This window comes from Mongoliibacter ruber (genome assembly GCF_003003005.1).
In the GTDB taxonomy this organism is placed as follows: domain Bacteria; phylum Bacteroidota; class Bacteroidia; order Cytophagales; family Cyclobacteriaceae; genus Mongoliibacter; species Mongoliibacter ruber.
On sequence record NZ_PVTR01000001.1, the window covers coordinates 167,007 to 181,126 of the forward strand.

Below are 14,120 nucleotides of genomic sequence, written 5' to 3' on the forward strand. Positions count from 1 at the left end.
ACCCACTACTTTACTTCTTTTTTTTACCTGAAATTGAGCCCATCAAATTTCGGGTAATTTCTCTAAAAATCGTTCTTCCAATTTGTCTGACCATCGTGTTCTTGGAAAAATCTTCCAAAATAGATGTTTCTTTAGCAGGTCTTCCCGGTCTTTTTTGTTGCTGAACCTCTGTGTTGTTGGCCGCTGCAATTTCGGCCTGTGTGATTTTTTGATCCAGCAGATGAAAAGCACTTTGCCTGTCAATGTTAACATTGTACTTGGGCACTAAGCGTGATTTGGAAACCAAATTATCCAGCTCATTCTCCATTAGAATATCCATTCGGGAAACCGGAGCCCTCAATAATGTATGTGATAAAGGTGTTGGGATACCTTTTTCATTTAATGCTGTCACCAATGCCTCCCCTATTCCCATTGTCGTCAGGACTTCGTCTGTCTTATAGTATTCAGAAATAGGGTAATTCTCAGCTGTCCTTCTGATTGCTGTTCTATCCTTTGCAGTAAATGCCCTTAATGCATGTTGTATTTTTAGGCCTAATTGACCAAGAATTCTTTCCGGCACATCAGTCGGTGTCTGGGTACAGAAATACACCCCTACCCCTTTTGACCTTATCAATTTGACAATAGCTTCTATTTTATCAATCAAATCCTTTGAGGAATTGTTGAATACCAAATGAGCTTCATCTATAAATAAACAGAGTTTGGGCTTATCAGAATCACCTTGCTCGGGAAATGTCTCATAAATCTCTGACAGAAGACTTAACATAAACGTAGAAAATAGCTTTGGTCGGTTTTGAATGTCAGTCAAGCGGATGATTGAGACTACTCCTTTGCCATTCACTGTTCTTACAAAATCGTCTACTTCGAATGATAATTCGCCAAAAAAGTTCTCTGCTCCCTGTTGCTCCAACTCTATAATTTTTCGCATGATGGTGTTGATCGTAGCTGGAGATACAGCACCATATTCTTTGGTAATTTCCTCTTTACCTTCATTGATGACAAATTGAAGTACTTTTTTCAAATCCCTCAAATCCAGTAGTGGCAGGTGATGGGTATCACAATACCTAAAGACAAGGGCCATTACTCCCCTTTGTGTATCATTCAATTCTAAAATCTGTGACATTAGAACAGGACCAAATTCAGATACTGTTGCTTTCAATTTCACACCTTTTTCGTTACTAATCGACATTAACTCGACAGGCAATCCCATTCCTTCAAAATCAACCTCTATCAACTGAGATCGTTTTTCGATATGGGAATTAAAAGTGCCTGGCTGTGCCAAACCAGACAAATCACCTTTCAAATCCATCAATACTGAAGGCACTCCCTGTAATGAAAGCTGCTCTGCAATTACCTGTAAAGTTTTGGTTTTTCCTGTTCCGGTGGCTCCTGCAATCAAGCCGTGCCTGTTCATCGTTCTCAAGGGTATTTTTACTTGTGCCCCTTGAATTGGTTCATAATCTAAGATTCCAGTTCCCAAAATAATTGAATCTCCTTTGAAGCTGTATCCACTTTCTAAATGAGTTTTAAAATCTTCTAGTTTTCCCATCATGGTTATATTTAAAAAAAAAGACAAAGTTTTGATCTTTGCCAAAAGTAATAATTTCTGTTTTTAAAAAGAGTATTTATCTCTTAACTTCAAAAACTTAAACTCCTTTTCATGAAACATATTTACTTATTTGTCTTAAGTCTTGGTTTAGTACTGCTTGTCAATGTAGCACCCTATGCTCAGACGGTTCTTCCTAATCCTATCACCTTAAGTTTGTCCGAAGCCAATAGGCTATCCAAAATGCCGCTTCACTGCATGCAGGTAGAATATCCGAACAAGCTGAACCAAACACTTGAAGATGAAACTTACCTAAAAGGACCTAAAGAACTACATCCTGCTTTTTATGGCTGTTTTGATTGGCATTCAAGCGTTCATGGCCACTGGATGCTGGTCAGTCTTTTGAGACAGTTTCCAGATTTGGAAGATGCTGATTTGATCAAAGAAAAGCTAGCAGAGAACCTGAGTAAGGAAAATATACTTCAAGAAGTCAGGTATTTTGACATGCCACAAAACAGTAGTTTTGAAAGGACATATGGATGGGCATGGGTTTTAAAATTAACTGAGGAGTTGGCTTTGTGGGATGATCCCTTTGCTAAGAAACTTGGAGAAAACCTCCAGCCACTTACTGCATTGATGGTTGAAAAATACATGGATTTCCTACCTAAATTGATATATCCAATTAGAGTTGGTGAGCATTCCAATATTGCTTTTGGATTGTCCTTTGCACATGATTTTGCAATCACTACAGGTGATGAATCATTGGCTAAACTCATCACAGAAAGGGCTTATCATTGGTTCGAAAATGATCAAAACTGTCCTTTGAATTGGGAGCCAAGTGGTTTTGATTTTCTTTCGCCTTGCTTTCAAGAATTGGATATCATGAGAAAGGTAATGCCAGAAGATGAATTTCTTCCTTGGTTAGAAGCCTTTATGCCTAAACTTGCAGAATCAGAATTTAACTTGATTCCAGGGAAAGTTAGTGATCGTACAGATGGCAAATTGGTACATTTAGATGGTCTCAATTTCAGCCGTGCATGGGTTATTTACGGTTTGATAAAAGACTATCCTGAAAAGTACAGCCACCTAACCGGAATAGCCAACGAACACATTTTATATTCCTTACCTTCTATAGTAGATGATAATTATGAAGGCACACATTGGCTGGGAAGTTTTGCCATTTACGCTCTGCAGCAGGCGCAATGATAGGAAAGTTTCGGAAATACATTGGCCCAGGACCTTTAATTGCTGCGGCATTTATTGGTCCCGGAACTGTTACGGTCTGCACCATAGCAGGTGTTAAATTTGGCTATGATTTGCTATGGGCATTAGCGCTCTCGGTTTTTGCGACAATTGTACTACAGGAAATGGCCTCTAGAATTGGTTTGTTCACCGGCAAAGGCTTAGCCACTGTGGTATCAGGATCTCTGAAAAAAGGCATGTCACGGTATCTTTCCCTCACCTTGATTTTGCTGGCTATTGTACTTGGAAATGCCGCTTATGAGGCTGGAAACATTAGCGGAGGTTCAATGGGCTTAAGCTTGTTTGTAGACATGCCCGCTTTGCAGTTTGCCACACTTTCACTAAATCCACTCAATATGCTTCTGGGTATTGTTGCTTGGTCCTTGCTGATGATCGGTTCTTACAAAAGGATTACCCAAGTTCTTACGTTTTTGGTCATTTTAATGAGCTTGGCCTTTATCCTGAATATTTTTATGGTCAAACCATCATTTGGAGAATTGGCTGGAGGTTTTGTTCCAAAAGTCAATTCATTGAACATTATTCAAATAGTAGCACTGATAGGAACTACTGTAGTCCCCTACAACCTATTTCTGCATTCCTCTTTAGTCTCTCAAAGATGGAATTCTATCAAAGATCTTAAATATGCACGAGTCGACACCATCATATCGGTAGTACTGGGAGGGCTTGTTTCTATGGCTATTGTGGCTACTGCTGCTGGTAGTGGGATCTCTGAGGTAAACTCAGCCGCTGAATTGGCTATTGGTGTAGAGCCTTTGTTGGGAAATCAGGCAAAATATTTCATTGGATTTGGACTCTTCGCTGCAGGTATTACTTCAGCTATCACAGCGCCATTGGCAGGAGCGTTTGTAGTATGCGGGATTTTTGGATGGTCAAGTAATTTATCCCAGCCACCAATGAAATGGAGTATAAGCGCTATATTAGGCTTAGGATTGTTGTTTGCCTCACTAGGGATTAAACCCGTACAACTGATCAATCTGGCCCAATTAGCAAATGGGATGTTACTGCCCTTATTATCAGCATACATACTTTGGCTTGCCAACAAATCAGAATTGATGCAAGGCTACAAAAACACTGCAATCATAAATGTGTTAGGGTTTTTGGTATGGTTGATCACACTTGGTTTAGGCTGTATGAGTGTAGCCAAAGTATTCAATTGGATTTGAATTACTGTCCTCATTATTTAAAAGCGAAATTAAATATTTATCCAACATACTTATGAAATCATTAATACAGGTCATTTTCTTTGGCTTAATCTGCCAAATGAGTTTTGGTCAGGGAAGCAGGTTGCTACGTGAACCAACTATCTCAGATCAATACATTGTCTTTGTTCATGCCAATGATCTTTGGCGTGTAGAAAAAGAAGGAGGTCAAGCCATACGACTTACCAGCAATGAGGGACAGGAACAACTCCCTAGATTTTCTCCGGACGGAAAGCATGTTGCCTTTACGGCGCAATATGATGGCAACACAGATGTATACATTATTCCAACAGAAGGTGGAGAACCCAAAAGATTGACATGGCATCCAGGAGCAGATCTTGTGACGGGTTGGACACCTGATAGCAAACATATTCTGTTTACTTCAGCCAGGGAAAATGTACCTACTAAAGAATCGAAATTTTATAAGATATCAATTGAAGGAGGTATGGAAGAAGCACTGCCGATTCCTAGGGCAGTAAATGGAAGGCTTTCAACTGATGGAAACAAAATGGCTTACCAGCAAATTGCTTTTTGGGATCCTGAGTGGAGAAACTATCGAGGCGGCCAAGCCAAACCCATTTGGATAGTAGACATGAATGATTTTTCATTAAAAAAAACACCAAGGTCTGATAATGAACGTCATACTTTGCCGATATGGCATGGGGATAAGGTTTTTTTCCTGTCTGAACTTGATTATGCCAGCAACATCTGGTCTTATCATCCAGAAAGTGAAGAGCTAAAGCAAGAGACTTTCCATGTGGATTTCGATGTCAAAAACCATGATTCCAATGGAAAGGAGCTTGTGTATGAACAAGGAGGCTACTTACATCTTTTGAATCCCGAGACAGGGGAATCCAAACAATTGACAATTGAAATAAAAGGAGATTTTCACTGGGCAAGAGAGAGATGGGTAGATGTCAATTCAAGAGGTCTTTTGAACGCTTCGCTTTCCCCAACAGGCCAAAGGGCTCTCTTTGAATTTAGAGGTGACATCATCACTGTACCAAAAGAAAAAGGCAATGCGCGCAATTTGACAAATAGCTCCCATTCAGCTGAACGTGCACCAGTGTGGTCGCCTGATGGGAAACAAATAGCCTGGTTTTCTGATATTTCGGGTGAATATCAACTCATGATAGGTGACCAAGAAGGCCTTGAGTCTGCAAAGGAAATCAAGTTACCTAACAATTCGTTTTATTTTAAGCCAGCTTGGTCTGCTGATGGCAAATACATTTCTTTTACCGATACAGATTATAACCTTTGGCTAGTCAATGTCACCAATGCTGAAGCTCGGATTTTGGATACTGATAGATTCGCCCACCCCAACCGTTCATTAAATCCAGAATGGTCTCCGGACAGCAAATGGATTGCCTACTCTAGACTACTCGACAATCAGTTTAAAGCGATTTTTATCCACAATATAGAAACCAACAAGAAGATCCAGCTGACCGATGGAATGGCTGATGCCATTACCCCGATATGGGATGTAAAGGGTGAATACCTCTATTTTCTAGCAAGCACTAATTTTGGCCTCAATACAGGTTGGCTTGATATGAGCTCTTATGACAGGCCTATCACAAGAAGTTTGTATGCAGCGGTTTTGAGCAAAAATGGGAAGTCACCTCTTCTTCCAGAAAGTGATGAAGAAAAAGAAAAGACTGATAAAAACGATAACAAAGAGGAAAATGGCAAAGTAACTGTCACAATAGATGAGGAAGGTCTTGGGCATAGAATTGTAGCAATGGATATTCCAGACAGAAACTATACTTCACTGTACGCTGGACCTGAAAATCATCTTTTTTACACTGAAAATGTACCAAATGAAACAGCTGAGACCTTGCACAGGTACAACTTCAAGGACAGAAAAGCTGAGGAGTTTATGACAAAAGTAGCCCAAGTGGCTATTTCTCAAGATAGAAAATCATTGCTCTATCAATCCAATGGCAACTGGGGCATAATGGAAACAACAGCTGGAGTTAAAAAGCCAGGTGATGGTGCTTTGAAAGCACTGAGTGGGTTTAAAGTAAAAGTAAAACCGCAAGAAGAATGGCATCAAATCTACCGTGAAGGATGGAGGTACCAACGGGATTTTCTCTATGTGGACAATGTACACGGGGCGCCATGGGATGAGATATACGAATGGTACAAGCCTTGGGTAGACCATGTGAAACACAGGACCGACATGAACTATGTGATTGATATCCTTGGAGGAGAAGTAGCTGTAGGCCATAGCTATACATCGGGAGGAGATTTTCCATCCATAAAAACAGTCGATATTGGATTACTTGGTGCTGATTTCGAATTTACCAACGGAAAGTATAGAATATCAAAAATCTACAATGGAGAAAGCTGGAATCCAAGCATTAAAGCACCATTGGCAGTTCCTGGATTGAAAATAAAAGAAGGTGATTATTTATTGGAAGTAGAGGGAAAAGAAATCAAAGAGGGAGAAAATTTCTATAGTTACTTTGAGAATACTGCCAACAAACAAATCCGTATCAGAGTCAATGAAAAGCCCCAATATGAAGGTTCAAGAGTGCTGACTGTGGTGCCTGTTCCCAACGAGAACAGCCTTAGAATGATAGATTGGGTAGAAGGAAACAGAAGAAAAGTTGACGAACTTTCCGATGGCAAATTGGCCTATGTTTACATTCCCAATACGAGTCAACCTGGCTATACCTATTTTAACCGATATTATTTTGCACAACAGGACAAAAAAGGTGCTGTAATCGATGAAAGAAACAATGGTGGTGGATCGGCAGCCGATTATATGGTAGATATTATGGCAAGGGAGCTTCATGGCTATTTCAATTCACGTGCAGGTGACAGAAAGCCATTTACCACTCCTATGTCAGGTATTTGGGGACCAAAAGTGATGCTGATCAATGAAAGGGCTGGTTCAGGAGGAGACCTTCTCCCCTACCTTTTTAATAAAATGGAAATAGGTCCTTTGATCGGAACCCAAACGTGGGGTGGATTGGTAGGTACTTGGGATACACCTCCCTTTATTGACGGTGGAAGGATGGTAGCACCTAGAGGAGGTTTCTTCGATGTAGATGGAGAATGGGCTGTAGAAGGCGTTGGTATATCCCCTGATATTGAAGTAGAACAAGAACCTAAATTGGTCATTGAAGGGAGTGATCCCCAATTGGAAAAAGCTGTAATGGAAGCGCTAAGACTGTTGGAAACTGAAGGCGTGGAATTGAAACCAGAACCCGCTGCACCGATAAGGTATTTCAGACCTGAGAAAAAAGATTAAGTTTAGTTAAAAGCCAGTTCATAATGGACTGGCTTTTTTAATGATTATCATCAGGGAAATGGTCAAATATTTCTTTGAATGGTTAAAATTACGGTTAAGATTACGAATTTTTCAAAAGAGTGTAAAATCGATTGGATATAATTCGTTACTTTTCAAATTCAAAAATTTAACCACCAAGCATCTGATATATGAGTATCCGTTCTGTCATTACAGGGTCAGGAAAGTATATTCCTGAGCGTATTGTAAAAAATGAAGAGTTTTTAAAAAGGGATTTTGTCAACGACAAAGGAGAAAAAATTCCCAAGTCAAATGAAGAAATAGTCAATAAGTTTCAAGAAATCACGGATATTCAAGAAAGAAGGTATCTCACTGATGAGTACAACACTTCTGATATGGGGTATTTTGCTGCAAAGGGAGCTATAGAATCTGCTGGCATCGACCCAGAAACTCTTGACTACATTATTGTTGCCCACAACTTTGGAGATATCCTCTACAACAATAAAAAATCAGATATGGTACCGGCTTTGGCCTCTAGAGTCAAGCATTTATTGAGGATACAAAATCCGGACTGTGTCGCTTATGACCTTCCTTTTGGCTGCCCTGGCTGGGTTCAGGGTGTTATTCAGGCGCATTATTATATCCAATCCGGAGATGCCAAAAAAGTCTTGGTGATAGGGGCTGAAAGTCTTTCTAGGATTTCAGATCCACATGACATAGACAGCATGATCTATTCAGATGGTGCCGGGGCGATTTTACTAGAAGCAAAAGAAACTGAAGAGCAAGTAGGAATCCTTGCCCACAAAACTAGATCTGATACTTATAATGAAGCTCATTTTCTCAAAATGGACGTTTCGTACCATCCTGATTTCAAGGATGACACACTTTTCATGAAAATGAACGGGAGGAAGCTTTACGAATATGCATTGAATACAGTGCCTAATCTGGTGCTTGAAACAATAAAAAAATCAGGCGTTCCTTTTGAAAAAATAAAGAAAGTATTGATCCATCAAGCCAATGCAAAAATGGATGAAGCAATCATTCAGAGAGTCTTCAAGAATGCAGGTGTTTCAGGCGTAGAATCAAAGGATATTATGCCAATGACCATATCCAAACTTGGAAATAATTCTGTTGCTACTGTTCCAATTTTGTATGATATGATAATGAGAAATGAATTGAATGGCCATCATATCAAATCCGGAGACCATTTGGTTTTTGCCTCAGTTGGTGCTGGGATGAATGTAAATGCCTTTGTGTATTTGGTGCCTTAACTAAGTAAGTCCCTTGGTTTTTTTTAGACCAAGGGACTCATATTGATTTATTTTTTTGTTGCAGGAGACCATTCAGGATTAATTCTTATTGCTCTCTCTGGAAAATTAATATTTTGAGAAGAGCCATTGATCTTAGTTTTACCAAAGTAAAAATTCAACCCTTGTGCTACATAGAAAATCAAATCCTCTTTGTCAGGAGATATAGAGAATGATTGAAGTAATTCATTTTCAGCAAAGCCTAACTTTCCGCTAACATTTTTATCCTCAGTACCATCTAAATTCATTTGCCAAAATTCATTAAAAAAACCAGGACCATTTCTTCTTTGAAGATAGACAATCGTGTTTCCACTGAACAATCGAGGATTAAAAAAAACTAAATCAGTGCTTTCCTTTAAAAGCTTCAAATCAGAACCATCAGAGTTCATGGTAGCCACATATCGGATCACAGGCTCATTTGGAACGGAAACCATATATATCCCTAAAAATTTATTTCCATTTTCGAAGACCTCTGTCACTGAAAAAAAACGCCCTGGCTCTAGCTCAAATTCTTTCCTCTCACCGGTTTCAAGATCATACGTCACTGTTTTAAAACCACTTCTAAAAGTTAGTTTTTTACCATCTGGATGCCACACTTGGTTAAACTGATTTATTTGCCCAACATTTGCGGCTTGATCATAAGGAATCATTTCTAGATTTTGTCCATCGGCATCCATGACAAATACCTGAATCATATTTGTACCTTCTACCCTATCAGTAATTGAAATCCTCGTACCGTCGGGAGAAATCCTTAAAGAACTTGGAAAATTGATTACTTGATCTAATATCACCTTTTCATTTGATCCATCGAGTTTTGAAGAATAAAACTTAAACGCCGTAAAGTTATCTAAGCCTTTAGCATATGTAATTCGATCTTTCAAAATTGCTTTGCAGCTCACTTCGAACTCTACAGTGACAGTACTATCAGCAGTTACAGTGACTTCTTTGATCATATTTCCATTACCAGTACAATGTTGTGAGATATTTGTCAACTCTACATTGTACCTTCCTGCTTTTTTGTTGCCAATGCTGTACTCGCCATTAGCTTCCACTTGTCGAAGAGCTGAGCCTTCTACGTTCAGTGTGTACCCATCTGGCTCATCATCAAGCCCTATAGTTGAAATTTTAACCAAAATACTTCCTGTAGGTGCTGGTTCATTTGCAATTGGCGGTGTTTTTTCTTCTTCGGCACAAGAAAACAGAACAAATGTTACACAAAATAAAATTAAAAAGAATGCAAGTCCCTTTTGGATCCTTAGGTGAAGGAGTTCAATAGTTGAACCAAATGAAGAATGATTTTTTTTGCTCTGAACATTAAAATTAACCAATTGAAATGTTCCATTTTTTTTCACGGTTTTCATAAGTTTTAACAGTTAGGTTGAAAATTTAATCCAACCATACATCCAGCTTATGAAATCTTGTTACCTATATTCTTTAATTATTTGTTCAAATATTTATAAAAAAATATTCCCTATAAGATAAGTAATTGCTTTTCCACTTATAAAAACCCTATCTCCTTTGAGTTCACATTCCAAAACTCCCCCTCTATGGGAGACTTGAAGGGCATTGAGTTTTTCTTTGTTTAATTTTTCGGCCCAAAGTGGGGTCAGACTTGTATGGGCTGATCCCGTCACGGGATCTTCTGGAACTCCTACCATTGGCCCAAAGAATCTTGAAACAAAATCCACTTCATCTCCCTTGGCTGTCACGATTACTCCTCTGGCTTTTATCAATGAAATTTTATGTAAATCATAGTGCAATGTTCTGATGATCCGCTCATTTTCGAAAATCAAAATGACATCAGATTTCCCTTTATATGCCTCAACCGGTACAGGCTGGAATGGTGCTGTAAATGTAGGCGTCATGTCCACCTTTTCTAACTGATCAGTGGGGAAATCCAATTCCAATGATCCATCACCTTTTTTGCTCACAGATAATTTTCCTGATCTATCGGAAAAAAAAGAAATGTTGTCTCCTTCAAATCCCTCATGTTCAAAAAGTACATGTGCAGTAGCCAAAGTAGCATGCCCGCACAAGTCGACTTCAATACTCGGAGTAAACCATCTGATCAAAACTCTTTCCCCATCAATAATGTAGAATGCAGTTTCTGAAAGGTTATTTTCAAGGGCTATTTTTTGAAGGGTATCATTGTCCAGCCATGTTGTCAATGGTACAACAGCCGCAGGATTGCCTCCAAAAACGTGGTCTGTAAACGCATCAACTTGGTATATTTTAAGCTCCATTTTTTCAAGATTCTATTAATACGAAAATCATTTCTTCCAAATCACCATTAAAAGCTATCATCAACATATTGTTTTGTATCCTATAGCTTTCCATATTTCTAAGTCCCTGAAGATAGCGATTTTCGTAATTAGAAAGAACTTCATTTCCTGCAATTAATGTAATTGCAAGTCTATTTAAAGCTTCAATTCTCCCATTTCCAAATGTTCTATAACTTCCAGTAAAGCTGTTTACAACAGAGGCGCCAGCAAATTCAAAGAAACCGTTCTCCTGCGAAGATGGGTTTTGGGTAAAAGTGAGGTTAACCTTGCCTAAAGTGACCGCAGCACCTGCATAAGTATCACATGGGGGGAAATCTATCCCCCCAGCACCTTTAGTCCTGAATCCAACAAATGCCCAGGAATTGGTAAGGTCAAAATCTCCGGTTTTAACAGTATAGCTTAATGGACATCCTTCAAATTCGTCGGTATTACAAGCATTCATCAAAATTATAGCAAGCGACAATAAAAATATCCTGCGTAATGTTTTCATAGTTCATGGTTTTGTTTGCTTTCACAATTTTGATACCTAATTCTTAACCATATAGAAAATGAACGCTAGAGCTTTGCATATTAAAAAAAAAAGACCGGTAAACCCCGGCCTTTTTAAATTTATTCAGATTTCAGAGAGTTGACAGGATTGACCTGTGATGCCTTTAGGGCCTGCAAAGTCACCGTCATATAGGCTATAAGCAAAATGATACCTGCTGCAAATGGAATAAACCACCAGGAGAAATTTATCCTATATGCAAAATTAGAAAGCCAATCTTGTACCAGCCAATAGGCCAAGCCAGAACCGATCACTATGGAAATTGCAACAATGCTTATAAACTCTTTGTTGATAACATTAAGTATAGAAAAAGTCGAAGCTCCCAGCACCTTTCGGATTCCGATCTCTTTGGTCTTTTGCTCTGCGATGTGCGAAGACAAGCCCAGAAGCCCTAAACAAGATATCAAGATGGTCAAAATGCTGAAATATTTTGCTAAATCTCTTGTCCTTACATCTTCATTGTACATGCGGGCATAGTTTTCATCCATAAAACTGTAAGTGAAAGGAAAATCAGGGTTCAAGTTTTCGGCAATGTTTTGAATAGAGGCTATTGTTTTTTCGATGTCAGCTGTATTGATTTTGGCATAAGCCTGACTGGCAAAAGATGGGTCCAATAGTAATATTACCGGCTCCATGGACTGATGTAGGCTTTGGAAATGAAAGTCTTCTACCACCCCAGTGATATTTCTGTCCTCATCCCAAAGGGTAAATGACACCGCTTCTGAATGATCTTGGGTTACCAGCTCATATGCACGTCGGTTGAGAATAGCTCCCTGAATTGAATCAGAACCTCTATCACGTGAAAAATCCTCTCCTTTGATCAATTGAAATCCCATCGTTTCTAAATAATCATAATCTACACGCATGATTTCGAAAAGCGATGAAAAGTCAGGGTCTTTCCCCTCCCATCTCACATCTCCTGTATTGGAATTTCTTCCCATCATGCTGTGTGTTGATCTACTTAAGGAAACTACTCCGGGGTTATTGTCAAGTGCTGTTTTGAATACATCAAAGTTATCTATCAGTTTACCGTCCAATTCAATAAGAATCAATTGATCTTTATCATAGCCCAGATTCTGTTTCAATGCAAAATTGATCTGTTGGTACACAACTATAGTTCCCACAATCAAAATAGAGGCCAGAATAAACTGAAATGTAACAAGTCCTTTTCTCGCCCATACCACAGTACTTCCTGATTTCATATGACTCTTGAAAACAGAGACTACCTTTGTTGCAGAAAGGTAAAATGCTGGATAGCTTCCGGCAACTAAGCCTGTAAATAGTATTATAGTTGTCAATTGTACCCAAAAAGCAAATTCATCAAAAGGGATCGACATTGACTTTCCCGTGATATTGTTGAAAGTTGGCAAGGTCAATTGGACCAAAAGAAGTGCGAAAAAACCAGCAAAAACACTCAGAATCAATGATTCGCTCAAAAACTGACCAACCAAAGCTCCTCTCTCTGCACCCACCACTTTTCTTACCCCCACTTCTTTTGCCCTTTTCTGTGACCTTGCTGTAGAAAGGTTCATAAAGTTGATACAAGCGATCAGGAGAATGAATATTCCTATCACAGAAAACATCCTTACATATTCTATACGACCACCTTGCTGTAGTCCATCTGTGAATTTTCCATAGAGATAAAGGTCTGCTTGTGGATAAGCAAAAAGCGTAACGTTAGAACCTTCGTTTCTTTCCTTGATAAAATCCTGAATATTCTTCGAAAACACTTGGTAATCTGCAGATGGATTAAGTTTTAATATTGTGTTTGGTCCGTTGTTCCCCCATTGTTGTAGCCATGTATTAAATGGCTTATCAAACATAAATTGATAAGGTAAAATGTAATCGAACTTGCCTGATAAATCTGAAGAAAATGGCGCTAGAACAGCCTGTACAATGAATGAACTTTCTCCTTCTGTTTCTACAAGCGTAATGTCCTCTCCTATTACATTGGTTTTTCCAAACATGCGAATTGCTGCTTCTGAGGATAAAACCACGTGTGATTTACGAGATAATGCCAGATCACGATCCCCGTAAAGTAAAGGGTACTGAAGGATATGCAGGTAATCTTCTCCTGCGTAGAATCCATTTAACCTGTGACGGTTTTCCTCCTTGACAAAAAGAACTTCTTCATTCCAGGTATATGTTGCAGCTTTTTCAACCTCAGGATATTGTTCCTTCAGTTCTTTTGCCAAGATCCCAGGTGTAGAGGTAGTGGTAAAGATCTCGGAACCATAACGCTGATGTTCCATGATGCGATAGACTTGTTCGTTGTCTGCAAAGGTTCTATTCATCGATAGCTCTGAACGGACCCACAAACCAATCAGGATGGCGGCCCATAGGCCTAAGGCCAAACCAAACAAGTTGATAAAAAAGGTCAGCTTATGCTTAGAAAAGCCCCGGAGTGCGATTTTGAGGTAGTTTGTGAACATATGGAGAAGGTTGAATAAGGAATTTTGAGATACGGGCTATTAGATATTAGATGCGAGAAACGAGAAAAGAGATTGTGCTACACAAATATCCGAACCCTACACGCAATGCAGACTTTTGATTGTGTCATTTATACAAACTTGAAATCGGTACAATTTGCCTTTGTTACAAAAAGACTTCTAGGCAAGAAGGAATTCGCTATGATGTTAGGTTTTTATATCGCCGAAGGCTTATTTCAATTTATATCGCAAAGCATATATCAGCCAAAAACTAACCAAATGTCAGTTTAAATGAAA

General features: G+C 39.0%; 9 protein-coding genes. 4 read left to right on the top strand and 5 right to left on the bottom strand.

Annotated elements, in window-relative coordinates; all coding sequences use genetic code 11:
• Positions 1-10: 10 nt before the first annotated feature.
• A complete protein-coding gene (locus tag CLW00_RS00715) occupies positions 11-1,546 on the bottom strand; it encodes a helicase HerA-like domain-containing protein (protein WP_106132195.1) in 1,536 nt (511 codons plus the stop codon).
• Between the two features lie 111 nt (positions 1,547-1,657).
• Between CLW00_RS00715 and CLW00_RS00720 the strand changes: the two genes are divergently transcribed.
• The 4 genes from CLW00_RS00720 (at position 1,658) to CLW00_RS00735 (ending at position 8,529) form a co-directional block, all read left to right on the top strand.
• Complete coding sequence (locus CLW00_RS00720; RefSeq protein ID WP_106131731.1) at positions 1,658-2,749, top strand: DUF2891 domain-containing protein; 1,092 nt, start codon at positions 1,658-1,660, stop codon at positions 2,747-2,749.
• On the top strand, positions 2,746-3,969 hold the full coding sequence (locus tag CLW00_RS00725; protein WP_106131732.1) for an Nramp family divalent metal transporter: 1,224 nt from the start codon (positions 2,746-2,748) through the stop codon (positions 3,967-3,969). The genes CLW00_RS00720 and CLW00_RS00725 overlap by 4 nt, the downstream gene beginning before the upstream one ends.
• 52 nt (positions 3,970-4,021) lie before the next feature.
• Positions 4,022-7,261: a S41 family peptidase gene (locus CLW00_RS00730; protein WP_106131733.1), complete on the top strand. Its 3,240-nt coding sequence runs from the start codon at positions 4,022-4,024 to the stop codon at positions 7,259-7,261.
• A 188-nt stretch (positions 7,262-7,449) separates the two neighbouring features.
• Positions 7,450-8,529, top strand: coding sequence for a 3-oxoacyl-ACP synthase III family protein (locus CLW00_RS00735; RefSeq protein ID WP_106131734.1), 1,080 nt, complete (start codon positions 7,450-7,452; stop codon positions 8,527-8,529).
• A 47-nt stretch (positions 8,530-8,576) separates the two neighbouring features.
• Here the strand turns inward: CLW00_RS00735 and CLW00_RS00740 are convergent, their stop codons facing one another.
• The 4 genes from CLW00_RS00740 to CLW00_RS00755 all read right to left on the bottom strand — a co-directional run bounded on the left by CLW00_RS00740 (position 8,577) and on the right by CLW00_RS00755 (position 13,826).
• Positions 8,577-9,926, bottom strand: coding sequence for a TolB family protein (locus CLW00_RS00740; RefSeq protein WP_106131735.1), 1,350 nt, complete (start codon positions 9,924-9,926; stop codon positions 8,577-8,579).
• Between the two features lie 93 nt (positions 9,927-10,019).
• The gene (locus CLW00_RS00745) at positions 10,020-10,808 is read right to left on the bottom strand and encodes a PhzF family phenazine biosynthesis protein (protein ID WP_106131736.1); all 789 of its coding nucleotides are present in this window, start codon (positions 10,806-10,808) and stop codon (positions 10,020-10,022) included.
• A 4-nt stretch (positions 10,809-10,812) separates the two neighbouring features.
• Complete coding sequence (locus tag CLW00_RS00750) at positions 10,813-11,337, bottom strand: META domain-containing protein (RefSeq protein WP_106131737.1); 525 nt, start codon at positions 11,335-11,337, stop codon at positions 10,813-10,815.
• A 119-nt stretch (positions 11,338-11,456) separates the two neighbouring features.
• Positions 11,457-13,826, bottom strand: a complete 2,370-nt coding sequence (locus CLW00_RS00755; RefSeq protein ID WP_106131738.1) for an ABC transporter permease — start codon at positions 13,824-13,826, stop codon at positions 11,457-11,459.
• Positions 13,827-14,120 lie beyond the last annotated feature (294 nt).

Coding starts and splice junctions, on each gene's coding strand:
- CLW00_RS00715 (WP_106132195.1), bottom strand. CDS start 1,546: ATGGGAAAACTAGAAGATTTTAAAACTCATTTAGAAAGTGGATACAGC.
- CLW00_RS00720 (WP_106131731.1), top strand. CDS start 1,658: ATGAAACATATTTACTTATTTGTCTTAAGTCTTGGTTTAGTACTGCTT.
- CLW00_RS00725 (WP_106131732.1), top strand. CDS start 2,746: ATGATAGGAAAGTTTCGGAAATACATTGGCCCAGGACCTTTAATTGCT.
- CLW00_RS00730 (WP_106131733.1), top strand. CDS start 4,022: ATGAAATCATTAATACAGGTCATTTTCTTTGGCTTAATCTGCCAAATG.
- CLW00_RS00735 (WP_106131734.1), top strand. CDS start 7,450: ATGAGTATCCGTTCTGTCATTACAGGGTCAGGAAAGTATATTCCTGAG.
- CLW00_RS00740 (WP_106131735.1), bottom strand. CDS start 9,926: ATGAAAACCGTGAAAAAAAATGGAACATTTCAATTGGTTAATTTTAAT.
- CLW00_RS00745 (WP_106131736.1), bottom strand. CDS start 10,808: ATGGAGCTTAAAATATACCAAGTTGATGCGTTTACAGACCACGTTTTT.
- CLW00_RS00750 (WP_106131737.1), bottom strand. CDS start 11,337: ATGAAAACATTACGCAGGATATTTTTATTGTCGCTTGCTATAATTTTG.
- CLW00_RS00755 (WP_106131738.1), bottom strand. CDS start 13,826: ATGTTCACAAACTACCTCAAAATCGCACTCCGGGGCTTTTCTAAGCAT.